Consider the following 22226-nt stretch of genomic DNA (forward strand, 5'->3'; position numbering starts at 1 on the left):
TCGGTTTCCATCTTCAGGAATCTGCTCCCGAAGCCGTTATATAAGTAGAGTGTTCAAAAGAATATTGCCCATGGAGGATCCGCTTAAAAATGAAAATGTGGAGTAAAACAGCGAAACATCAAGCACAGTCGTCCCGTCCAAGCAACATTTATAATCGCATTCTCTCGATGGTGTTGGTAGTTTCCTTAATGGTCGGCGCGTTCGGCGCGGTCGCTTCCGCGGCGGACGAAACGGTAAATTCCGTTTATATTACCCCTGAAACGCAAACCGAAAAGTTATATGTAGACGATAATTCCATTGCCTTAAATGCTTACGCGAACATTTCCGGAATATCCGCGGCCAGGAACGTAACGGAAGACGCGACATGGTCTTCCACTTCTTCATCGGTTAAGGTCGTTAAAGGCGTCGTCACCGCGACTGGCGCCGTTTCGTCGGCGACGATTACCGCGAAATACAAAGAAAAGTCGGATACGTTCTACGTAACCGCCGAATATGCATACGACGAAGTGAAATTGAAAATTTCCTCGGCCGACGCTTCGGACAAGATGGACGTCAATATGGGATCGGATTTGGTATTCGCGGCAAGCGGGATCAAGACCGGCGTTGACGAGAACATTACGACGGTTTCCTCAACCCAATGGACGACGTCCAATTCCTCGGTGGCGACGGTTACCGCGGGAACGGTGAAATTGCTAGGTACGGGAACGGCTACAATCACGGTCAAGAGCAAAGGAAAATCGGATTCGATCGTCCTTACGGTTAAGACGCCTTACAAAGAGATTGATATCAGGGATAAAGATTTAAAAGCGCTTCCTAACGGCCCGATCGAAATGTACGTCGGGGATGAGGATAAGAGCCTGACTGCCGTTCCGACATACATAGACGGAGCATCGGGTTCGGGAAATATCACGGATGACGCGACTTGGACGAGCTCCAGCGCATCCATCGTCAAAGTAAGCGACAAGGGCGTATTGACGGCGGTCGGATCGGGCAGCGCCGTTATCACAGCCAAGCGCTTTGGCGTATCGGATTCCGTTACCGTCATCATCAGAACGGAATACGAAGCGCTTAAAGTGACTCCCGAAAAGGCGATCAACGTAACGTTATACGGCGCGAAAGTCGAACTAACGGCAACGGCGAGCAGCGGGAAAGAACCGAACAAGCCGGTTACGAGCTTAGCCGAGTGGAAAATCGCGGATGCCGACCAGTTGGTTGCCGTGATCGAGAAAGTCGGCGATAAAGTATACGCCGTGCCGAAAGGCACGGGAACGGCGCAAATCACCGTCTCCTACTTGGGATTAACGAAAACCATTTCGATTACGGTATCGCCAACGATCACGACAGTCGAGATCGAGAAGGATTCGCTCGACGTATTCGTAGACGACAACGCTACGCTTCCGACTGTCAAAGGCAAGACGGTCGCGGGAGATTTGAAAGATATCGGCAAATTCGTGGAATGGACTTCAAGCGATAACGAAATCGTCTCGATCGAAGATGGCAAATTCAAAGCGTTAAAGCCGGGTACCGTTACGTTAACGGCCACTTTGGAAGGAGCATCCGATTCGGATGACATTACGGATACGATTATCGTTAACGTTAACAAGAAAATTCTGACTTTGATTCCGTCAGAGGAAACGATAAGTATCGTTATCGGCAGAGAAACGGACCTTCCGCAAGTTCAGCTCATCTACGAAGATGGTACGGAAGCTCCGATCTCGGATAAAATCACCTGGAAATCCTCGACTCCTAAGCTGTTGGTCACTTCGACCAAGCTAAAAGGGCTTCTGGCAACGACGGCGACTTTGACGGGAACCTATTTGAATCAAACCGTTAAAATCAAAGTGACGGTCGAAGAGGAGTTTACCTCTTTCGCCATCGAACCTAAGAAAATAAGCACGACGTTAAAAAGATCGCAAACGATCAAAGTAACCGGAACGACGAAGAGCGGCAAAAAAGTAAACCTCGGTTCGCGGATCGACTGGCATGCGTCTTCGGATGAGCATGTTGCGATCAAAGGCGCTTCCGTTAAAGGCTTGGAGGAAGGCAACGGTACGCTGAAGGCTACGGTTCAAGGGAAAAGCTTGGAGATTCCTTACACCGTAACCGCTAAGCTGACAAAGCTCTCTGCTTCGAATACTTCCTACAAAGCCGTAATCGGAGATCAAATCAACGTTGAATTGACGGCTCTCTACGAGAACGGCAAATCCGCCAACGTGACTTCCCAAGCGGTATGGACATCGTCCAAGTCCGCGGTAGCGACCGTCGCCGACGGTAGAATATCGGTTAAAGGGAAAGGCAGCGCGTCGATCAAAGCGGTATTCGGCGGTAAAACGGTTACGATTCGCGTCTCGGCTAAGTAGAAGGGAGATGGAATCATGAGCAGCATTAGCAGCGTAGCCAATGGAATTAGCTCGGCATCTAGCGGAGCGCTCAAGCAGCAAGTAGGAATCGCGGTACTTGCCAAATCCCTTGACGTAACGGAACAGCAAGGCCGACAGTTAGTTCAATTAATGGAACAAAGCGTGCACCCGCACTTGGGCAAAAATCTAGATATTAAAGTGTAAAACACATAATAGTAAGGGCTCCCGTCGAAATGCGACGGGAGCCCTTACTATTTGTTTGATTTGGGTATGCTAACCCTATGTTTAGAAATTGATAAAGGCTGTCATAAGTTTCTTGCGGAAGACGACTTGATAATCCAAGCCTTCGCTGATGACGGCTAGCGGTACATAAGTTTTCTGGATTTTGCCCGCTTGCTGGAAGTAGGCAGGCGTATTTAACGGTTGGGCGACTCCGTTTACGATTACGGATTTGGCCCCGATCGTAATAACGACTTTACGTCCGTCCTTGGAGAACACGGCGGTTTTCGTCTTTTGCATCCATTTCAAATTGGCATGAACGGCATCGGCTACGTCCCGTAAGGCAAGGAATGTGGTGTTGTCGACGGTCACGGGTTTGCCGGGAAGCTCTTTGCCGTTTATGACGACCGAAAGCGGAACATCGGCTGCCCTTGGAGCGGGTTTCAGATATTGTTTCCAGATAACATCGGCAAAGGTTTGCGCGATAGCTTCATAACCGGCTTGCTTAGGGTGGGTATCTAATCCGTCAAAAACGTTAAAGTAAGTATAAGGACCTTCATTGTCGAAGAACTTGTCGGAGACATGGGCGATCCGCAGCGAAATTCCTCTCTGGTTAAGCTTATCCGCGATGCTGTCCAAACCATCCGCCAGCTTATTGACGGCGTCCTTCAAAGGTTCATAGAGCTCATGTTTCTTCCATAGCGGCAAATATTGATCGGCTAGCACGACTTGGGCGTTCGGCGCTAATTCGTGCAAAACAGTCATCATTTTATCTAAATCTTCTGTATATTTATTCATTGTTTTATCGAAGCTGTCCTGTATAATTTGTCGTGCGGATTCTATAGGTTTACTCTGCGTATCCTTAATAAGGGAACCGAAATCGTTGCCTCCGATGGTCAATACGACAAGATTCGCCTTGGCGAGATCGGCGGCTAACTCAGGGGTTCTATCGGCTACGGCATCTGCCAGCCGGGCTACGCGGGTGTCGTATGAGGAGAAATCCTGCAAGTCCTTGGAGCTCAGCCTTTGATTATCCTTAGCGCCTTGAAGCAATCGGCTTAACCCGGGGGTCGTTAACCCCAAGATGGCGTAGTTGCTTAGCTCGGAACGTCCGTGAAACAAGGCTTGCTCGTACAGCCGGTCGACGTATCCGTAAGGAGCCGCGGTCTGATTCACGATTTCCGGCAAAGGCTCGAAGCCGGCGCTGATCGAGTCACCGAGAGCGACTATTCTATACGTTTCTTTAGGGGTAGCGGTGTTGTCGGCGGCAGACGCCGAAGAGATTGCCGTAAAAGCGAGCGAAGCGGTTAAGAGAGCGGTAAATAATTTGCGCGATCTGATTGTCATGGGCGACAGATTCCTCCTTAAATCATCGTAAATCGTCATAAGCGTCTAACAAATGCTTATCGACATCATAAAAATATTAAATTGTCATTCTTTTCGCGGCGGTGTTAAAATAATATATCATTCAATGAATAATTATGAATAATCGCCGCGACTTGTCCACGAACACTTTTCTAAATCCTCCGTCTTCCGTAGCTTCCCTCCAATACTTTTATTCTAGGGCATATGGAAGGGGATTTGAAGCCGTCAATGCTCATTTTCCTAAACTGCGAACAGAAAGGTTGATAGATATGATAGAAATGCGTAAAGGTCTGCCTGTCAAACAGGGGATGTACGACCCGCAGTTCGAGAAAGACGCATGCGGTATGGGATTCGTCGCGCACATCAAAGGCAAGAAATCGCATGAAATCGTTGAACAAGCGCTGACGCTGCTATTCAATATGGAGCATCGCGGAGGCCAAGGCAGCGAGCCTAGCACGGGGGACGGCGCGGGCATTTTGTTGCAGATCCCTCATCGTTTCTTCCAAGCGGAAACGACGAAGCTTGGCTTCACGTTGCCTGAACCGGGCGAATATGCCGTCGGAATGGTGTTCCTTCCGCAAGAGGATGACGTTCGCCGCAACCATGAGGAGATCTTCGAAGCGATTGTCGCCGAAGAAGGTCAACGGCTGCTAGGCTGGCGTACGGTTCCGACGAACGACGAGTCCTTGGGCGAATCTTCGAAGAAGGTAAAGCCGTTCGTTCGTCAAGCGTTCATTGCACGCTCGGCTGCGTTGACAAGCGATCTGGCGTTCGAGCGCAAGCTGTACGTCATTCGCAAACGCGCGGAGAAAGCGATTCGTTTCTCCGGCATCGAGGGCGCGGACATGTTCTATTTCCCGAGCTTCTCCAGCAAAAAAATCGTTTATAAAGGGATGCTTACTACCGAGCAGGTAGGTCTGTTCTATCCCGAGTTGCATCACCCGGACCTGGAAACGGCGATGGCTCTCGTCCACTCCCGTTTCAGCACGAATACTTTCCCAAGCTGGGAGAGGGCGCATCCGTTCAACTATTTGATCCACAACGGCGAGATCAACACGCTGCGCGGCAACGTGAACTGGATGCATGCTCGCCAAACCCTGTTCAATACGGAGTTGTTCGGAGACGATCTGGAGAAGATCAAACCGGTTATCGCGCCGGACGGTTCCGATACGGCTATGTTCGACAATACGTTCGAGTTCATGTACCTATCGGGACGTTCCATGGCTCACTGCGCCATGATGATGGTTCCGGAACTTGGCAGAACGACGAGCTTATGGACGAAGAAAAAAGAGCGTTCTACGAGTATCATGCTTGCTTGATGGAACCATGGGACGGACCTGCGGCCGTAGGCTTTACGGACGGCGTCCAGATCGGCGCGGTTCTTGACCGGAACGGCTTACGCCCTGCACGTTACTACGTGACGAAGGACGATTTGATCATTCTGGCTTCCGAAGCCGGCGTCGTCGAAATTCCGCAAGAGGATATCGTCCTCAAGGACAGACTTCGTCCTGGACGTATTTTGCTAGTCGACACTAAGGAAGGACGGATCATCTCCGATGAAGAAGTGAAACGTTCGATCGTAACGGAGCACCCTTACCGGGAGTGGCTGGACGACCACTTGGTCGATCTCGAAGATTTGCCTGACGCGCCCGAGCTGCCCGAACCGGATCATGATACGGTCCAACTTCGCCAGCAAGCTTTCGGCTATTCGTTCGAGGACATTCGCAAAGTCATGGAGCCTATGGCGCTTACCGGCGTCGAGCCGTTGGCGTCGATGGGGTATGATTCCCCATTGGCCGTGTTATCCGAGAAGCCTCAACGTTTGTTCAACTATTTCAAACAATTGTTCGCGCAAGTAACGAATCCGCCGATCGACGCGATCCGCGAGGAAATCGTAACTTCGACTTATACGACGGTCGGTCCGGAGCGGAACCTGCTCGATCCCGAACCGGAAAGCTGCCGCCACATCCGTCTATATACGCCATTCCTTTCGAACGAAGAGTTCGCGAAGCTGCGGCACGTTCACCGTCCCGGCTTCAAGTCGATCACTTTGCCGATTTTCTTCTCGGTCCAAGACGGAGAGCAAGGCTTGCGCGATGCGCTTAAGCTGTTATGCGAAGCCGCTGACCGATTGATTTCCAAAGGCCACAACATTCTGATTCTGTCCGACAAAGGCATCGATGCCGACAATGCGGCGATTCCATCCTTGCTCGCGGTATCGACGTTGCACCATCACCTGATACGACAAGGAACGCGTACGAAAGTAAGCATTCTGCTTGAATCCGGCGAGCCGCGGGAAGTTCATCATTTCGCGTTGTTGCTCGGATACGGGGTCAGCGCGGTTAATCCTTACCTTGCGTTCGAGACGCTCGACGACTTGATCCGTCAAGGCATGATGCGCAATATTTCGCACGAGAAGGCAGTCAAGAACTTCATTAAAGCCGCAACCAAAGGCGTCGTGAAGGTACTGTCCAAGATGGGGATCTCCACGATCCAATCTTATCGCGGGGCGCAAATCTTCGAAGCGGTCGGCTTGAATTCGGAAGTTATCGAGCAATATTTCACGGGAACCGCATCCCGGATCGAAGGCGTAGGCTTCGATGTGATTACGCGAGAGACGCTTGCGGCTCACCTTCGCGCGTTCACCACTCAAGGAGGAGCGGAACGCGAGCTTGATTCCGGAGGCGACTACCAGTGGCGCAAAGGCGGGGAAGATCACCTGTTCAACCCGCAAACGATTCATACGCTTCAAATGGCTACTCGTACGGGCAACTACGATACGTATAAAAAATATTCGGCGCTCGTTCAAGGCGAATACGATCAGGTTCGCACGTTGCGTTCGCTTCTGCAGTTTAACTTCGATCAGCCGCCCGTGCCGCTCGAAGAAGTGGAACCGATCGAGTCGATCTTCAAGAGATTCAAAACCGGCGCGATGTCGTTCGGTTCGATCAGCAAAGAAGCTCACGAATCGCTTGCGATCGCCATGAACCGGATCGGCGGGAAGTCCAACTCCGGTGAAGGAGGAGAGGATCCGGCTCGCTACACGCCGGACAGTAACGGCGATTCGCGCCGCAGCGCGATCAAACAAGTCGCGTCGGGCCGTTTCGGCGTAACGAGCTACTATCTCTCCAATGCGGAAGAGATTCAGATCAAGATGGCCCAAGGAGCTAAGCCGGGAGAAGGCGGACAGCTCATGGGACGCAAAGTGTATCCGTGGGTTGCGGAAGTTCGGGGAACGACGCCAGGCGTCGGACTCATCTCGCCTCCGCCGCATCACGATATTTATTCCATCGAGGATTTGGCAGAGCTGATTCACGATCTGAAGAACGCCAACCCGCGCGCCCGCATTAACGTCAAGCTCGTATCCGAAGTGGGGGTAGGTACGATCGCTGCCGGCGTTGCCAAAGGCCGTGCCGACGTTATCCTCGTCAGCGGCTATGACGGAGGGACCGGGGCTTCTCCGATCGGCTCGATCCGACATGCGGGCTTGCCTTGGGAGCTCGGCCTTGCCGAGACTCATCAGACGCTTATTTTGAATAACCTGCGCGACCGCGTCGTGGTAGAAACCGACGGTAAAATGATGACGGGCCGCGATATCGCGATCGCGACGTTGCTAGGCGCGGAAGAATTCGGATTCTCCACCGCACCGCTCGTCGTTCTTGGATGCATCATGATGCGCGTATGTCAATTGGATACTTGTCCGGTTGGGGTGGCTACGCAAAATCCGGAGCTTCGCAAGAAGTTCATGGGCGACCCGGAGCATGCCGTTAATTTCATGAAGTTCATTGCCCAGGAGTTCCGCGAAATTATGGCGCAGCTCGGATTCCGCACCGTTGAAGAGATGGTCGGACGGGTAGACCGATTGGATTCGAAGCTCGCTATCAAACATTACAAAACGCAAGGCATCGATCTGACGCCGTTGCTGCATATGCCGGAATTGCCGGAAGGCTCTGCCCGGTTCAATACGAAATCGCAAAATCACTTGCTCGAAGAATCGCTTGATATGCAGGAATTGCTTCAAGCCGCTGCTCCCGCATTGGACAATAAGCAGCCAGTGAAAGGGACTTTCCCGATCAAGAATACGAATCGGGTCGTCGGAACGATCGTCGGTTCGGAAGTCACGAACCGGTACGGCAAAGACGGCCTGCCGGAAGATACGATCCAATTCCACTTCGTCGGAACGGCTGGTCAGAGCTTCGGTGCGTTCATGCCTAAGGGAATGACTTTAACGCTGGAAGGCGATTCGAACGACTACGTAGGGAAAGGCTTATCGGGAGGCAAGATCGCGATCTATCCGTCGGATAAATCGACGTTCAAAGCGGAAGATAACGTCATTATCGGAAATACGGCATTCTATGGAGCTACGAGCGGCGAAGCTTATATTCGCGGCGTTGCCGGAGAAAGGTTCGCGGTTCGCAACAGCGGCGTTAACGTCGTCGTCGAGGGCGTCGGCGACCATGGCTGCGAATATATGACTGGCGGACGCGTCGTCGTACTCGGCAAGACGGGACGCAACTTCGCGGCCGGTATGTCGGGCGGTATCGCCTACGTCGTGGATTGGGATGGCAACTTCGTCAACCGTTGCAATTTCGAGATGGTCGGATTAGAGCATCTTGAAGACCAGGCCGAAATTGCCGAGGTTCGCGCCATGATCGGCAACCATGTCCAATATACGAACAGCGATCTAGGGCGGAGAGTGCTCGAGGATTGGAACAACGTGGCGAAGAAAATCGTCAAAGTCATCCCTAAAGATTACAAGCGGATGATGGAGCAAATCGCCAAGGTACAGGCCCAAGGGCTTAGCGGGGAACAAGCGATGCTGGCTGCTTTCGAAGCCAATATGCGCGACTTGTCCCGCGTAGGCGGCAACTAAATAGAACTTAAGACTTACGTCGACAAAAGCGCCATAAGCGCCTTTGTCGGCGTTTTTGCATTTCAACGGGTTTTAAGATGGATATTTCGCTATAAATCTATTAAATTTCTTTCATTATGGTAAAATTCGGTGTAAAATGAAAGCGACTACAAGTAGTGATGGGGGCGCAAAATGGATCAGTTTCTTCTTGATGTCTCGGTCAACATCTATGAATCTATCGCTATGATGATATTGATGTTAACAATGTTTCGTTTTCCTATTAAGGATCATATATTTCATGCTGTTATCACAGCTTTAGTTATGGCACAAACATCCTACTTGTTGCGGTTTATACTTGATTTAGATATGTACACTCCGTTCTTCATGATTCTTTGGTTAGTCATCTTCTTCTGGAGATTGTTCCGAATCCATGCGTATTACGTGATGTTAGTCATTGTTTCCGGATACTTAGGTTATCTTGCAATACAATCCTGTTTGATTCTGTTGTTACAAATAAATTTTTCAATCGAGGAAATTAGCCAACCATTGTTGCATGCAAAAATATTTCAAATCGCTTCTTCGACTATTACGCTTCTTATTGCTTATATGTTGTGGCGGAAACGGATCGGGTTCTCTTTCGTACCGGACCGAATGGAAGAGAAAGTGGAAATGAATAGACTTAATATCTCCTTGTTAATAACGTCGGTGGTATCCTTCTTCATGATAACGGGACTCGTGTACTTTTTTATTGCGGTTGATCCTTTGATTGTTATTATTGGACCAATTTGTTTGTTTTCTGCATTTTTTATAATCAATTTTTCATTTAAGAAGGAGATGAGGTCATGATCGACACGATTACAGAACGGCTAAGCGGCTACATTGATCGTCATAATGACCGGAAGCATATTAGCAAGGATGTAATGAAGTTTGCGCTATACTCCATGATGACGAGCAGTTCTACTGTAATTCTATGTTTATGTGTCGGGTTCCTTGATGGAAGGTTTAAAGAAACTTGCATCGCGATGCTTGCGATGGCTTCGTTACGGGTATTGGCTGGAGGCTACCATTTAAAGTCTCCGCTGCTCTGTATCCTATTATCTACTTTGGCGGTTGCCATTGTGCCGTTTGTACCCATAAATAATCTATTTATTTACATATGTACTGCGGTAAGCGCATTACTTGTATGGAAATACGCACCAGCAGATTCAAGAGGGAATACTAGACTTTCTGACAAAGCGTTGAATTTTATGAAATATTCAGCTTTGTTAATCGTTCTTTCTAATTTATTATTCGAATCCCCCATTTTATCAGTTGCATGGTTTATCGTTTCGCTTACGCTGATACCTATTAAAGGAGGTGAGACTCATGAAAAGCAAAGTAGCTCGTTTATTGGCTAGCGGATTAGGATTAGTCGCCGTAATCTTTGTAACTACAGCTTGTAATGGATTTATCGGTCATCACCCAAAAGCACCAGCTGAATTATTGAAGAAATAAACATGATGAGAAGACTGCCGGATCAAATACGTCCGGCAGTCGCTTTTAGCAAGGGCAAACTTACATGGAGTGGAACTCATGATTCAGCCTGTCACTAGGGACCGGAACAACGATGGTGAAGTCATCATGATGGATATGGCAGATGTGTTATATATCCAGACAGAAGATGGAGCGGTTGTCTTTCATACACCCGAGGGTAGGTTTTATCCGCTCGTTCCATCGCTAAGCATGTATGCCAAGCATACCGAGAATATCGATTTTCAAAAATTAGACCGCACGAATCTAGTGAATATGAAGAAAGTCAAAGTATTCGACGAGAAACGCGGCATGGTGTTTTTCGAGGACAATGCAGGACCGAATAGCCAAAGCGCTATCGTAGCCTTCATGAATATCGGAAAGCTTAAAGACATGATTCTTTCCTGGATAGAGCGAAATCTCAAATGAACTGGCTCGTTTACGAGACTGGTTCATTTGTGTACATACAATCAAAATTGTAAATTTAAGTGATATTTATCCAGTTCGTCCCAAATAGGGTTTGTTCGACAAAAGTTCTGAATTAATTTTACGGATTGTACCCATCGCTCGACACCCTCCGCAAGTCCTATAACCTATACTATCCTTAGTGTTCAATTACCGGGATTGTAGAGAGGGTTAGGGAGCGGAGATGGAGATGGAGAGGGATATGCTTAAGGGAAATCTGAAAAGCAGTCAGCCGTTGGAAATTGATGTCCGCAAAATTCTGGAGCAGCTTGGCATTCAGAAAGAGAAGTGGCCGGAAGAATACAGAAATCCGGTCAGTCAGAACTAACCTCAAATCTATGTTCGACAAACCAGCAAAAACCTCAGCAGGATAGGGATGCGCAGCATCCTTCCCGTGAGGTTTTATTTGTTGTTATTGCTTTTTTTTTAAGAGTTGTTCATATTCCGTTCAGCGCGGACAAACGCGATAAATCGGCGAGCTTCTTCAGCCGTCAGTTTGCGTCCGTCAATCGTAAGCGCGAACTGCTCCATCAATTGTTCATCCGAAAGCTCTAATCGGTCAGAAAACTGACGAACCTCAGGATCTAAAGTGACGTTGGATTGAGAGGTTCTTCCGACCAGATAATCTATTGAAACCTGGAATAAGTCCGCGACTTTCCCTAAGGTCTCTGTATCGGGCTCTCTGCGGTTTTTCTCGTAGTGGGATAATGCCGCGCGTGAAATTCCAAGAGATGAAGCTAGTTCTTCTTGAGTTAAACCGCGTTGGTCTCTTAGAAAAGCGAGACGACTGCCGATATTCATCAGATCCCTCCCAGGATGGTCTTTAATTTCATCATAATATGGATGATTAGCTTTTGCATTATTTGCAACAAAATGTCGCATTATTTTGTTGATTTTATAGTCTTCTCCATTTTCTGCAATAAATAAACGTTAAAACATCGTGCTCCCACACAAGTTGTTCTTGACATGTTACAAAATGTATCGTACATTAAACTCAAATGTTAAGATACGATTCGTATCAAACGTAAATAGGGTTTGGTGATGATATGGATGGAGAATGGGTAGAAAATCGGCGTCAACATCTCCGTTTTCAATTAACGGTTCCTTTATTCGCTGAATTGTCGCTTTGGCAGATTAGGGAGAGAGAGATGCGGAGCCGATCCCAGAGAGTGATGCTTAACAATATTAGCGTCGGAGGGTGCCTATTCGCCACGGCTTTAGTTCTTCCCGTGCGCGATGACGTGGAGTGGCTACTGAAGCTGCAGTTAGGCCATTACACGGTTAAAGCAAGAGCGGTCATTCTCCATGCCGGACAAGAGGATGGTTTGTCTCGTTACGGAGTGCGTTGGATCATGTCCGGCATGGAGCGGCAAGCGTTTCAATATCGATTAAACGAATATATGCGCATGGTTCTCGTATCCAGCCCTCATATTCATACGTTATATAACAAAATCTCGGAACGAAAAGCGGACGGTCAATTCAAGAAATTCGACATTACCTCCTAGAGCGGAAGGGGCAACTTAAGTTGAAGCGGAAAGCAGGTATTCGGATTGTTGTCTATTCGCTATTGTTTCTCCTTGCCATTGCGATTCTAAGCGGGGGATACCTATGGTACTCGATGCGTAAAACTATGGATGCCATCTATGAGCCCCTTCCTTCCATGAAGTGGGAGGAGCCTATATTTGAATCGGATATTATGCAGCAAGATGAAGATTCTCTTAAAAGGATTGTCGTTCAAACGTCCCCGTCCGAGAAAAAATTGGGCTCTCCGGCTACGGAAACGGATCAATCGACAAAATCGGCGGAGATCGTAGTTGAAGAAAAGGAAGCGGATAGATTGCGCCATCCGGATCTTCAGCATGAAGATCCCTTCAGCCTTTTATTGTTAGGAGTCGATGAAAGGGCGGGGGATCGGGGGCGCAGCGATACGATGATCCTGTTGACGGTTCAACCCAAGGACGGAACGGTTATCGCGATATCTATTCCGCGCGATACGAGGGTGCTTATGCCTCATACCCGCAAGTACGACAAAATCAATCACGCGTATGCTTTCGGAGGGACTACCCTTGCGGTTCGAGCGGTCGAGCAGTTGTTTGGAGTTCCGGTCTCCTATTATATGAAAACGAATATGGAAGGGTTTGTGAAAATCGTCGATACTCTTGGCGGCGTGGATGTCGTGAACAAACACGAGTTTACGATGGAGTATCATTTTCCGCAAGGCTCGCAGCATCTGAACGGCGAACAAGCTTTACTCTATATTCGAATGCGCAAGGAAGATCCGCAAGGGGATTTCGGCCGAACGCAGAGGCAACGCGATGTTCTCGCAGACGCAGTGGATCGGGTGACGAACGTAAGCTCGATCGTTAAGCTTCCTCAGTTGCTGTCTCTACTATCGGATAACGTAAAGACGAATTTAACTACGCAAGATATGCTGGCATTGGTTAAGGATTATCGTCCGGCCATTCATCATATCGATACGTTGAATATGAAGGGTAAAGGGCAAATGATCGAAGGAATCTATTACTTCACGGTCGGGTCTAAGGAACGGCAAGAGGTGCGGAATAAGATGCTTGAACACCTTCAAGCTTCATAGACGCAAGTAAAAGCAAATGCCAAGGAGGGAATAAGATGGAACAATCCGTATTATTCTATTGCGTGAAATGCAATCAACTGAAAACGATGGAGCAAGCAGGGGTACTGTTCCGAACAGGGTATTATCGCGCTCAATATCCGCTAGGCTGCTGCGTTCATTGCGAGCATCTGTCCAGAGGCTACTAAATGCTCAAATGATTAAATTTTCGTAAAATTAGCACTGGGCTTCCTGCAATTGGTATAATTATCGGGTATGTATCCTATTGTCGGAGGTTAGCTCATGTCACAAGCTCCCGTCGTTCGCTTGCAGAACGTGACCAAGGTCATTGGCAAACGAACGATTATCGACCGCGTGTCCTTTGAGGTTCAGCCGGGAGAAGTATTCGGTTTCCTAGGACCCAACGGATCGGGTAAGACGACTACGATTAGAATGATCGTCGGATTGATGGGAATGACCGCAGGGGATATCCATGTAGGCGACCATAGCGTCCGTACGGAATTTAGCAACGCCATTAATCAAGTCGGCGCCATCGTGGAAAATCCGGAAATGTACAAGTACTTGACCGGATATCAGAATTTAGTTCATTACGCGCGAATGAATCCGTCGATTACGAAGGAAAGAATTCAAGAAGCCATTGAGCTAGTAGGTCTGCAAGGGCGTATTCACGACAAAGTGAAGAAGTATTCGCTCGGAATGCGTCAGCGTCTCGGCGTAGCGCAAGCGATCATGCACAAGCCAAAGCTTCTCGTTCTGGACGAGCCTACGAACGGGTTGGATCCCGCGGGTATTCGCGAGTTGAGGGACTATTTGCGACGTTTGGCGCAAGATGAAGGCACGGCCGTACTCGTCTCCTCGCACCTCTTGTCGGAAATGGAACTGATGTGCGATCGGGTAGCCATCCTGCAGAAGGGTCAGATTATCGATGTGCGCTCCATCCGAGGCCAGGATGCAAACGGATCAGCGGCGTTGGAAGAAGTGCATTTCGACGTGGATCATCCGGATGCGGCTCTTGGCATTCTGGAAGGCCACGGAGCGGGACGTATCGTTGACGGCTTGCTCGTCTTGTCGTCCGATCGGACAGGCATCGCCGCCATAAACCGCCGGCTAGTGGAAGCGGGATTGAATATCTACGGAATTCGTGTGAAGACGAAGTCGTTGGAAGACCAATTCCTCGAGATGACGGGGAGTGAAACCATTGGCTAACTTTATGAATCTCGTTCAAAACGAGAATATGAAAATTTACAGCAGAATCCGGACTTGGATTATGCTAGGGCTTATCGTGCTCATTCCGATATTGATATCAATAATCGTGCTATTGGCTGGCGGGGGAGACGATACTTCCAGCTGGAGCATGATGTTGTTGGAGAGCATCTTTGTGTTCATGCTTATCACGATCTTCACGGTAGTTGTGGCTTCCGATTCGGTGGCGGGCGAGTTTTCCCAGGGGACCATCAAACTGCTCTTAATCCGTCCATGGAGCCGTTCGTCTATTTTGTTATCGAAATACATTGCTACGATCCTGTTCGCTATCGGGTTTACGATCGTAGCTTTCGTCGTCATGCTGCTCGTGAACATAGCCTGTTTCGGCTATTCCTCCGGCTCTCAAGAGTTATCGGATGGGATGCTGACGGGGATATCGGATTGGAATTTCATTCTGCAAGTTTACTTGTTCAGATTTATTACGTTGATCCTTATCGTCACGTTCGGGTTTATGATGTCCTCCGCCTTCCGAAGCAGCGGTCTTGCGATAGGTTTATCCATCGCCTTCTTGCTCGCGGGAAATATCATTACCGGACTGTTCGCAATGGCGGACAAGCCATGGGTCAAATACGTTTTGTTCATGCATCTTGATCTGAGCTCTTACATCAACGGAGGATCGGGACCGATTCCGAATCATCCGACGACATTAGGGTTCTCGCTCGCTGTCCTCGCCGTCTATTTCGTTATCTTTAACGCGATCTCATGGACGGTATTCACGAAACGGGATGTCGCCGCTTAAATGAAAGCGGATCGGTAGGAATGATCAAAGGGTTGCGCCCCTGCTCTGGGAGATAATGAGCGGGAGGCGCAACCCTTTTTCAGCTTGATTTCGTTTGCAGACTATCTTTCGTCCGTTCTAGTATTTTGCCGACAGCGGACTTAATGAAGTATCCGTTAATGACCTTATTTTGCATCTCCGCGATATTTTCGCGATAGGCAGCATATGTCTCCTCGTCGATCCGGTTCATTTTCTCTTCTAATTCCTTTAACGAAGCTACGGCAAATCCGATTCCGTTCTCTTCCACGACCTTGGCGATTGCAGCCTCGGACCAGACGATAACGGGGAGTCCGGACGCGATATACAAGCTAAGCTTATTCGGATTATTGTACCGCGTATATTCCCCAAGATCGCCGGAACAAGTGTCGATACTGTCGCCGTCCCATACTAATCCGAATGCTCCCTCTAGTAGCGTATGCAGAACATCCGGCTCATAGCTGCCTTTATAGTCGAGGAAACCATTGCTCGAATCTATTCTGCTCTGATCGATATTCGGACCGTATACGTTTAGCTTTATGCCGTTTACTTGTTTGCCGAACTCGTAAATAAATCCGCTTTTATTCAAATTCCCCGCGAAACACATACTTTTGAAGTCCGATATGGACCGATCGGCTTTCGCCTCGGCCTTATAGTCGAAGAGCTCCAGATCGGATACGACGGGTTTAACCTTCTGATCGGCGAGCCACTTACTCATTCGCGAGTTGTGGGAAATAATATAGTCGAATAAATTCAATTGCTCCAGATCGTGCTCGATCTTATCGTGATCCGTTCTTAACGAGGGGATATCCTGTATGATGCTGACTAGAGTAATTTTACGATAGAGCTTCCGGATCAGCTTTAGCTCCTTAACCCTTAATCGGGAATGAATCGGATATTGGGTCAACAAAATCGTGTTGTTATCCAGCTTCCCGATATTGGCGAAGATGTTTGCGAGTTTGGACAGCTTGGAGTTTGTCGTGCTTAATTTATATAAAGGCTTAAAAGCAATTTGTTCCACGAAATACTCGACGTCCAATACCCCTTTAGTACCGGCGGTATGATCTCTCTCGACGTATTTTTGCAAATAGTATTTTTTCATAGTTTCCCCTCCCGGGTTCCTTATAAGTGAAAGACGATTGACAATGATACAATTTGTGTCATATAGTGGAATTATAATACGTTTTGTATCATTTATTCAATAGTCATTGTTTTGCGGACGGAGGGGACAGAGTGGGTATTCCATCTCACGAAATGTTAGGAATTAAAGTACATGTGCTTAATGAGGATGATCTCATTCGGTACGTTCACGAGAGCATTCAATTGGGCAACGATATCCGTGTAATCGGCAACCATAATCTTCACAGCCTGTACCTCGTTCATCATAATAAACCGATGAAGAGATACTACGAACGCGCCGATCTCATCCATATCGACGGGATGCCGCTTATCTGGCTTGGCAGATTGTTCGGTTACAAGGTGAACAGAGACAACAGGCTGACAAGCTTGGATTGGCTGCCTCGTTTGTTGAAAGACTGCGAAAAGCATGGTTACAAGGTGTTGCTGTTGGGTTCGGAGCCGGGCGTGGCGGACAAGGTTGCGGAACGGTTCGCTTCCGAAACGCCAGGATTGCGTATTAAGGGGTATCATGGTTACTTCGACAAAACGGAAGGATCGGCCGGCAACGAGCAAGTACTCCAACTGGTGAGCGAATACGAACCCGACATGATCCTCGTTGGAATGGGCATGCCCATCCAGGAAAATTGGATTTCGAATAACGTTGACCGTTTGAAAACGAAAGTGGTCTGGAGTCTAGGCGCTTTTATGGATTACTATGCGGATATTAAACCTTTGCCTCCAAGATGGATGGGGAGAATGGGGCTGGAGTGGCTCTATAGACTACTCTCCGAGCCGAGAAGGCTCTGGAAAAGATATATTCTCGAGCCCTGGTTTATCGCGTTTTTGTTGCTTAAGACATTAGTAAAAAGATAAATAAGGTTAATCATTAAGGTTAATGCTCAAGTCGTTCTATTGCAGAGAACGGCTATTTTTATTGGATATAGACGCAGCGATTTTATCCCATTATTAAATTTAAATGAAAGCGTAACGCACGGAAGAATACTTATTGACAATGATACATAATGTGTCGTATTGTTGATTTCATAGAAGGAAAGATACAATACGTATCAAAAAAAACAAATTAGCAAAATGGAGTTCGATTGAAACATCATTACAACGTATCGTAGAACTCTTCGGAAGATTCGATAGGCGTTCTGCGGAAAGGGTGGGTAGGAGATTACATATGCTGGAAGCTTCACAATCTGAAGTCGTAGATTCCTCTTTCGTTAGTCGGACATCGAGTGTCGGGACGGTCAGATCGCCGGACGGATTTTACGTGCATTTTATGAAACCGTGCATGGATATTTCGTTTGCTTTAGTTCTGTTGTTGCTGGTACTGCCCTTGTGCGTCGTTATCGGCGTAGCGATCAAGCTGGATTCGAAAGGCGCCGTATTCTTCATGCAGGAGCGTTACGGCAAGAACGGAAATTTATTTCGAATCTACAAGTTTCGAACGATGCACTCGAATGTTCCGAAAGAAGGTCGATCTCCTGATAGCAAGAACGATCCCCGGGTGACGAGGGTCGGCCGAATTTTACGCAGAACGAGCTTAGACGAAATTCCCCAACTTCTTAACATCCTGCGCGGCGAGATGAGTTTCATCGGTCCTCGTCCGGAGCAAAAGTCGATCGTCGATCAGAACTATACTTCGCTGGATAGACAAAGATTTATGGTCACTCCGGGAATTACCGGTCTCTGGCAAATCAGTCCGGACCGCATTGCGCCCATTCATGAAAATTTACATCACGATTATGAGTACATACGGGAAATTTCGATCGTGACGGACATGAAAATCATTTATCGGACGCTCAAGGTCATGATTAAAAGCAATACCCACTAGTAGCGGTAGATAGAGGAGAGGAAGAGGAATCATGAAAAAAATCGTCGTTACGGGTGCGGCAGGATTTCTAGGATCGCAAATGGCAAGGGATCTCATCAAGCAGGGCCATTGCGTAATTGGCATAGACAATCTATCGACCGGGAAAAAAAGCAATCTGGATAGCATCATTAACCATCCTCTATTCGCTTTACTCGAGTTGGACGTTTCGAACCCGACGGTTGTCGATCGGCCCGAACTTGAGAAAGTAGACGAAATCTACCATCTTGCTTCGCCGGCTTCGCCCAAATTTTATCAAGCGGCGCCGCTTGAAACGATATTCGTGAACACGATCGGCACGCAAAACATGCTCGAACTTGCCCGTATCAACGATGCGAAAATCGTCTACGCAAGCACAAGCGAGGCCTATGGCGACCCGGAAGTTCATCCTCAAGCGGAAGATTACCGAGGCAACGTCAATACTTGGGGACCGCGAGCTTGCTACGACGAAGCGAAACGGCTAGGGGAAGTATTCTGTTATGAATACAACAGATTATACGGAGTACGTGCCAAAGTCGTGCGTATCTTCAATACTTACGCGGCAGGGCTTCGCAACGACGATGGCCGGGTTATCTCCAATTTCGTAACGCAAGTACTATCGGGCCAAGACATTACGGTCTACGGCGATGGCAGCCAAACCCGTTCCTTCTGTTACGTGGACGATACGCTGAGGGCATTGAGACTTATGATGGACTCCGATCTTGCGACCGGAGAAATCATTAACGTAGGCAATCCCAATGAATATACGGTACTAGAGGTGGCTCATATGGTGAAACGGTTAACGGGCTCTTCAAGTCCGATCACGTTCCATCCGTTGCCGCAAGACGATCCTAAAGTTCGCCGTCCGGTCATCGATAAAGCCAAGAAGCTGCTTGGATGGGAACCTGAGATCCAACTGGAAGAGGGCTTGCTTCGTACGATCGAAGCCTATAAACAACGTCTAGAGCCAGTGGAAGCAAGTACTCGATAGGAGGGGATGGGTATGAACGTAGTATGTATCGGTTCCGGTTATGTAGGGAGCGTTACGGGGGCGGCTTTCGCCGCGATCGGCCATCGGACGACAGTGCTCGATATTGACGAACACAAGATCGGCCTGCTTGCCTCCGGACTGAGCCCCATCTATGAACCGGGGTTGGATCATTTGATCTCCACCTTTATAGGCGAAACGTTGTTCGCGACTACCCATTACGAGGTAATCCGGTCGGCGGATGTCGTATTTATCGGAGTAGGAACGCGTCGAAGCCGGACGGAACGGCGGAGTTGAAAAATATTAAGCTTGCGGCGCAAGGAATCGCCAGAAACCTTAACCCGGATTCTTTTACGGTTATTATCAACAAATCCACCGTTCCCGTAGGAACCGCGGATCTGGTCTCTTCTATTATCGAAGATCATTCGGGGTTATTGGCGAACGTGCATTTCGCGGTCGTCAGCAATCCGGAGTTTCTTAGAGAAGGTTACGCGTTGGAGGACGTCTTCTATCCCGATCGAATCGTCATCGGATCGGATAACTCGAAGGCGAACGAAGTCATGAGAAGCTTGTATTACAATCTGGTCCATCGCGTACATTACGACGAGCTTCGCCAGCACTTTCTGTTTAATCAGCCGATCCACCCGAGGACTCCCGTATTCTACGAGACGGACGTTAAAAGCGCGGAAATGATTAAATACGCTTCTAACGCTTTCCTAGCCGTTAAGATCAGCTACATTAACGAAATCGCAAGATTATGCGAGCTGCTTGGCGCGAACGTAACGTCGGTAGCCTCCGGCATGGGATTGGACACCCGGATAGGAGACAAATTCCTGCAAGTGTCCAGCGGATGGAGCGGAAGCTGTTTTCCCAAAGATACGGCGGAGCTCCTCGCCACGGGCCGGAAGTACGGCTGCGATCTATCCGTCGTCGAGGCGGCGATTAAATCCAACCTTCAGATGCACACCCACGTCGTGGATAAAATCAAACGGAAGCTGAAATCGCTCAATGGCAAAACGATAGGCATTCTGGGGCTGACCTTTAAACCGAATACGGACGACGCGAGGAACACTCAGGCTTCGGTCATTATCCAAGAACTGTTAGGCGTTGGCGCTAGGGTGAAGGTGCACGATCCCAAAGGAATGAGCATGTTCAAGGCTTTGAATCCGCATCTGGACGTAGAGTATTGCGAGGAAGCCCCGAAGGCGGCATTGAATAGCGACGCGCTCATTCTGCTTACCCATTGGGAAGAATACTCCCTTCTTAGATGGAAAGAAGTGTATGCCTCGATGAAGCAGCCTTATCTATTGGATACGCGCAATTTTTTGGATCCGTATTACTTGAACCAGGTCGGTTACGAATACGAGGGAATAGGAATCGGAGCGCTGGATTTCGTAAGAGACGCGGATCAGGTAGCAATGTCGTACTAAAATACTTCTGTTAGAAAGTGGGATGATGATGGAATTAAAGGAAATATTCAGAGTCGTGTGGAACAGGGCAGGTCTTATTTCGATCATTGTAATTCTAGCTTGCGTGGCAACGGGGTTGTCTACTTATTTCCTCATGGAGCCAAGATACGAGGCTTCCACTAAGCTGATCGTCAACAAATCCTCGGAGCAACCAAGCGGCAACTATGGAATCACATGGGACGAAGTTACGGTTAACGTACAGCTTATCGCGACGTATAAGGAACTGATCCGTACGGAAGCGATCATGGATCAAGTGCTGAGCGAGAATCCAACGATCGGTTTAAGCAGCGCAGAGCTGATCGACAAAGTAAAAGTCAGCTCCGTCAACGCGACTCAGGTCATGACGGTCGTCGTCGAGGACGAAACTTACGAGAGAGCCGCATTGATCGTGAATGCCGTTTCCACGGCGTTCAAATCGAAAGTGGTAGAGATTATGAAAGTCGATAACGTATCGATCCTGAACACGGCCGATATGGATGCGAACCCTTCTCCCGTCTCGCCGAATCTCGTCATGAATATTTTGATCAGCTTGATCCTTTCGTTCTTATTCAGCATTGGAATCGTGTTCTTGATCCATCACATGGACGACACGTTACGGGATGAGAAGGAAATCCTCAAGACGTTGGAGCTTCCAATATTAGCAACGGTTAAGCAGATCGAGAAAAAGGACCTGTACAGGAATCGCGCAGGCAAATCGTCCAGGAAGGCGGCTGAGAACGTATATGTCACGGCAAACCAATGATTTTGCACTGCTCACCGAAATTAGCCCGAAGTCGTCGCTTTCGGAGACTTATCGGACGCTTAGGACAAATACCCACTATTCGGATACCGACGGTTCACCCCGAACGATATGCGTAGCCTCTTGCGTTCAAGGGGAAGGAAGAACGATCACGGCGGCCAACTTGGCGATAACATATGCCCAAGAAGGCAAGAAGACGCTGTTGGTCGATGCCGATTTGCGCAATCCGGTGTTGCATAAAGTATTCGGAACGAATAACGGCTCGGGATTGACTCAATATTTGCGGACCGCGAATCCGCTCCAATCGTTCGTCGTATCGACGTATATCGATCATTTATTTCTACTGCCGTCGGGACCTACTCCGAAAAATCCTTCGGAACTGCTCTCTTCCGCCAGAATGGACGAACTGATGAACGGCTTGTTCGAAGAGTACGAGGTTATTATTTTCGACACTCCTCCCGTGCTGCTGGTGACGGATGCTCAAATTGTCGCCGCCAAGAGCGACGGCGTCTTGTTGGTCATTGGAGCGGGAAAAGTAAAGCGCGACGCTGCGGTCAAGGCGAAAAAGTTGTTGGAGCACGTTCAAGCGAACATCCTCGGAGTCGTATTTAACGGCAAGAAAACACCATCTACGGAGCTTATGTACAAACGATATAAAGCCGCTGCGGAATAACTTGGA

At 48.5% G+C, this 22226-nt stretch carries 20 protein-coding genes and 2 pseudogenes; 19 read left to right on the forward strand and 3 right to left on the reverse strand.

The features are described from left to right. Positions 1-89 precede the first annotated feature (89 nt). The gene (locus FPL14_RS20100) at positions 90-2360 is read left to right on the forward strand and encodes a hypothetical protein (protein ID WP_182299438.1); all 2271 of its coding nucleotides are present in this window, start codon (positions 90-92) and stop codon (positions 2358-2360) included. A gap of 15 nt (positions 2361-2375) precedes the next feature. Further along, the gene (locus FPL14_RS20105) at positions 2376-2564 is read left to right on the forward strand and encodes a YjfB family protein (protein ID WP_182299439.1); all 189 of its coding nucleotides are present in this window, start codon (positions 2376-2378) and stop codon (positions 2562-2564) included. 81 nt (positions 2565-2645) lie between these two features. Here the strand turns inward: FPL14_RS20105 and FPL14_RS20110 are convergent, their stop codons facing one another. Then, entirely contained in the window at positions 2646-3926 is a 1281-nt protein-coding gene (locus FPL14_RS20110; protein ID WP_182299440.1) for an SGNH/GDSL hydrolase family protein, read from the reverse strand. Positions 3927-4213: 287 nt separating this feature from the next. Between FPL14_RS20110 and gltB the strand changes: the two are divergent. The 5 genes and pseudogenes from gltB to FPL14_RS30365 all read left to right on the forward strand — a co-directional run bounded on the left by gltB (position 4214) and on the right by FPL14_RS30365 (position 11098). Further along, positions 4214-8817 (forward strand): annotated as a pseudogene (gene gltB / locus FPL14_RS20115) (glutamate synthase large subunit). An 821-nt stretch (positions 8818-9638) separates the two neighbouring features. After that, positions 9639-10193, forward strand: coding sequence for an accessory gene regulator ArgB-like protein (locus tag FPL14_RS20120; RefSeq protein ID WP_182299441.1), 555 nt, complete (start codon positions 9639-9641; stop codon positions 10191-10193). Then, a complete protein-coding gene (locus FPL14_RS20125) occupies positions 10162-10290 on the forward strand; it encodes a cyclic lactone autoinducer peptide (protein WP_182299442.1) in 129 nt (42 codons plus the stop codon). The genes FPL14_RS20120 and FPL14_RS20125 overlap by 32 nt, the downstream gene beginning before the upstream one ends. 78 nt (positions 10291-10368) lie before the next feature. Next, a complete protein-coding gene (locus FPL14_RS20130) occupies positions 10369-10734 on the forward strand; it encodes a LytTR family transcriptional regulator DNA-binding domain-containing protein (RefSeq protein ID WP_182299443.1) in 366 nt (121 codons plus the stop codon). Positions 10735-10972: 238 nt separating this feature from the next. Next, complete coding sequence (locus tag FPL14_RS30365) at positions 10973-11098, forward strand: hypothetical protein (RefSeq protein ID WP_267875382.1); 126 nt, start codon at positions 10973-10975, stop codon at positions 11096-11098. Positions 11099-11196: 98 nt separating this feature from the next. On the opposite strand, the gene FPL14_RS20135 is transcribed toward FPL14_RS30365, so the two are convergent. After that, entirely contained in the window at positions 11197-11571 is a 375-nt protein-coding gene (locus FPL14_RS20135; RefSeq protein ID WP_182299444.1) for a helix-turn-helix domain-containing protein, read from the reverse strand. A gap of 245 nt (positions 11572-11816) precedes the next feature. Between FPL14_RS20135 and FPL14_RS20140 the strand changes: the two genes are divergently transcribed. The 5 genes from FPL14_RS20140 to FPL14_RS20160 all read left to right on the forward strand — a co-directional run bounded on the left by FPL14_RS20140 (position 11817) and on the right by FPL14_RS20160 (position 15362). Beyond that, the gene (locus tag FPL14_RS20140; RefSeq protein WP_182299445.1) at positions 11817-12275 is read left to right on the forward strand and encodes a PilZ domain-containing protein; all 459 of its coding nucleotides are present in this window, start codon (positions 11817-11819) and stop codon (positions 12273-12275) included. 20 nt (positions 12276-12295) lie between these two features. Continuing rightward, on the forward strand, positions 12296-13363 hold the full coding sequence (locus FPL14_RS20145) for an LCP family glycopolymer transferase (RefSeq protein WP_182299446.1): 1068 nt from the start codon (positions 12296-12298) through the stop codon (positions 13361-13363). A gap of 35 nt (positions 13364-13398) precedes the next feature. Next, positions 13399-13548 (forward strand): hypothetical protein, encoded by a 150-nt coding sequence (locus FPL14_RS20150; RefSeq protein WP_182299447.1) that lies wholly within the window; start codon positions 13399-13401, stop codon positions 13546-13548. A 94-nt stretch (positions 13549-13642) separates the two neighbouring features. Beyond that, positions 13643-14566, forward strand: a complete 924-nt coding sequence (locus FPL14_RS20155; RefSeq protein WP_182299448.1) for an ABC transporter ATP-binding protein — start codon at positions 13643-13645, stop codon at positions 14564-14566. Beyond that, entirely contained in the window at positions 14550-15362 is an 813-nt protein-coding gene (locus tag FPL14_RS20160) for an ABC transporter permease (RefSeq protein WP_229263595.1), read from the forward strand. The genes FPL14_RS20155 and FPL14_RS20160 overlap by 17 nt, the downstream gene beginning before the upstream one ends. A 79-nt stretch (positions 15363-15441) precedes the next feature. Here the strand turns inward: FPL14_RS20160 and FPL14_RS20165 are convergent, their stop codons facing one another. Continuing rightward, positions 15442-16479 carry a glycosyltransferase gene (locus tag FPL14_RS20165; RefSeq protein ID WP_182299450.1) on the reverse strand — a complete coding sequence of 346 codons (1038 nt, stop codon included), beginning with the start codon at positions 16477-16479 and terminating at the stop codon, positions 15442-15444. A gap of 131 nt (positions 16480-16610) precedes the next feature. On the opposite strand from FPL14_RS20165, the gene FPL14_RS20170 reads away from it, so the two are divergent. The 7 genes and pseudogenes from FPL14_RS20170 (at position 16611) to FPL14_RS20195 (ending at position 22220) form a co-directional block, all read left to right on the forward strand. Next, a complete protein-coding gene (locus tag FPL14_RS20170; RefSeq protein ID WP_182299451.1) occupies positions 16611-17369 on the forward strand; it encodes a WecB/TagA/CpsF family glycosyltransferase in 759 nt (252 codons plus the stop codon). Positions 17370-17679: 310 nt separating this feature from the next. After that, positions 17680-18336, forward strand: a complete 657-nt coding sequence (locus FPL14_RS20175; RefSeq protein WP_182299452.1) for a sugar transferase — start codon at positions 17680-17682, stop codon at positions 18334-18336. Between the two features lie 31 nt (positions 18337-18367). Beyond that, on the forward strand, positions 18368-19342 hold the full coding sequence (locus FPL14_RS20180; RefSeq protein ID WP_182299453.1) for a UDP-glucuronic acid decarboxylase family protein: 975 nt from the start codon (positions 18368-18370) through the stop codon (positions 19340-19342). Between the two features lie 12 nt (positions 19343-19354). Then, positions 19355-19851 (forward strand): annotated as a pseudogene (locus FPL14_RS30045) (UDP-glucose dehydrogenase family protein); the annotation flags it as partial. 177 nt (positions 19852-20028) lie between these two features. Then, on the forward strand, positions 20029-20769 hold the full coding sequence (locus FPL14_RS30050; protein WP_229263998.1) for a nucleotide sugar dehydrogenase: 741 nt from the start codon (positions 20029-20031) through the stop codon (positions 20767-20769). A gap of 22 nt (positions 20770-20791) precedes the next feature. Next, positions 20792-21550 carry a YveK family protein gene (locus tag FPL14_RS20190; protein WP_182299454.1) on the forward strand — a complete coding sequence of 253 codons (759 nt, stop codon included), beginning with the start codon at positions 20792-20794 and terminating at the stop codon, positions 21548-21550. Beyond that, the gene (locus tag FPL14_RS20195; protein WP_182299455.1) at positions 21531-22220 is read left to right on the forward strand and encodes a CpsD/CapB family tyrosine-protein kinase; all 690 of its coding nucleotides are present in this window, start codon (positions 21531-21533) and stop codon (positions 22218-22220) included. Before FPL14_RS20190 ends, FPL14_RS20195 begins: the two co-directional genes overlap by 20 nt. Positions 22221-22226: the final 6 nt, after the last annotated feature.

This window comes from Cohnella cholangitidis (assembly GCF_014107495.1).
Classification (GTDB): Bacteria; Bacillota; Bacilli; order Paenibacillales; family Paenibacillaceae; genus Cohnella; species Cohnella cholangitidis.

What these genes read in the sequence shown, in the direction of transcription:
- FPL14_RS20190 (WP_182299454.1), top strand. Translation starts at nt 20,792, where the DNA reads ATGATGATGGAATTAAAGGAAATATTCAGAGTCGTGTGGAACAGGGCA.
- FPL14_RS20120 (WP_182299441.1), top strand. Translation starts at nt 9,639, where the DNA reads ATGATCGACACGATTACAGAACGGCTAAGCGGCTACATTGATCGTCAT.
- FPL14_RS20175 (WP_182299452.1), top strand. Translation starts at nt 17,680, where the DNA reads ATGCTGGAAGCTTCACAATCTGAAGTCGTAGATTCCTCTTTCGTTAGT.
- FPL14_RS20180 (WP_182299453.1), top strand. Translation starts at nt 18,368, where the DNA reads ATGAAAAAAATCGTCGTTACGGGTGCGGCAGGATTTCTAGGATCGCAA.
- FPL14_RS20105 (WP_182299439.1), top strand. Translation starts at nt 2,376, where the DNA reads ATGAGCAGCATTAGCAGCGTAGCCAATGGAATTAGCTCGGCATCTAGC.
- FPL14_RS20130 (WP_182299443.1), top strand. Translation starts at nt 10,369, where the DNA reads ATGATTCAGCCTGTCACTAGGGACCGGAACAACGATGGTGAAGTCATC.
- FPL14_RS20155 (WP_182299448.1), top strand. Translation starts at nt 13,643, where the DNA reads ATGTCACAAGCTCCCGTCGTTCGCTTGCAGAACGTGACCAAGGTCATT.
- FPL14_RS20135 (WP_182299444.1), bottom strand. Translation starts at nt 11,571, where the DNA reads ATGAATATCGGCAGTCGTCTCGCTTTTCTAAGAGACCAACGCGGTTTA.
- FPL14_RS20125 (WP_182299442.1), top strand. Translation starts at nt 10,162, where the DNA reads ATGAAAAGCAAAGTAGCTCGTTTATTGGCTAGCGGATTAGGATTAGTC.
- FPL14_RS20165 (WP_182299450.1), bottom strand. Translation starts at nt 16,479, where the DNA reads ATGAAAAAATACTATTTGCAAAAATACGTCGAGAGAGATCATACCGCC.
- FPL14_RS20100 (WP_182299438.1), top strand. Translation starts at nt 90, where the DNA reads ATGAAAATGTGGAGTAAAACAGCGAAACATCAAGCACAGTCGTCCCGT.
- FPL14_RS20110 (WP_182299440.1), bottom strand. Translation starts at nt 3,926, where the DNA reads ATGACAATCAGATCGCGCAAATTATTTACCGCTCTCTTAACCGCTTCG.
- FPL14_RS20150 (WP_182299447.1), top strand. Translation starts at nt 13,399, where the DNA reads ATGGAACAATCCGTATTATTCTATTGCGTGAAATGCAATCAACTGAAA.
- FPL14_RS30050 (WP_229263998.1), top strand. Translation starts at nt 20,029, where the DNA reads ATGATTAAATACGCTTCTAACGCTTTCCTAGCCGTTAAGATCAGCTAC.
- FPL14_RS30365 (WP_267875382.1), top strand. Translation starts at nt 10,973, where the DNA reads ATGCTTAAGGGAAATCTGAAAAGCAGTCAGCCGTTGGAAATTGATGTC.
- FPL14_RS20195 (WP_182299455.1), top strand. Translation starts at nt 21,531, where the DNA reads ATGTCACGGCAAACCAATGATTTTGCACTGCTCACCGAAATTAGCCCG.
- FPL14_RS20140 (WP_182299445.1), top strand. Translation starts at nt 11,817, where the DNA reads ATGGATGGAGAATGGGTAGAAAATCGGCGTCAACATCTCCGTTTTCAA.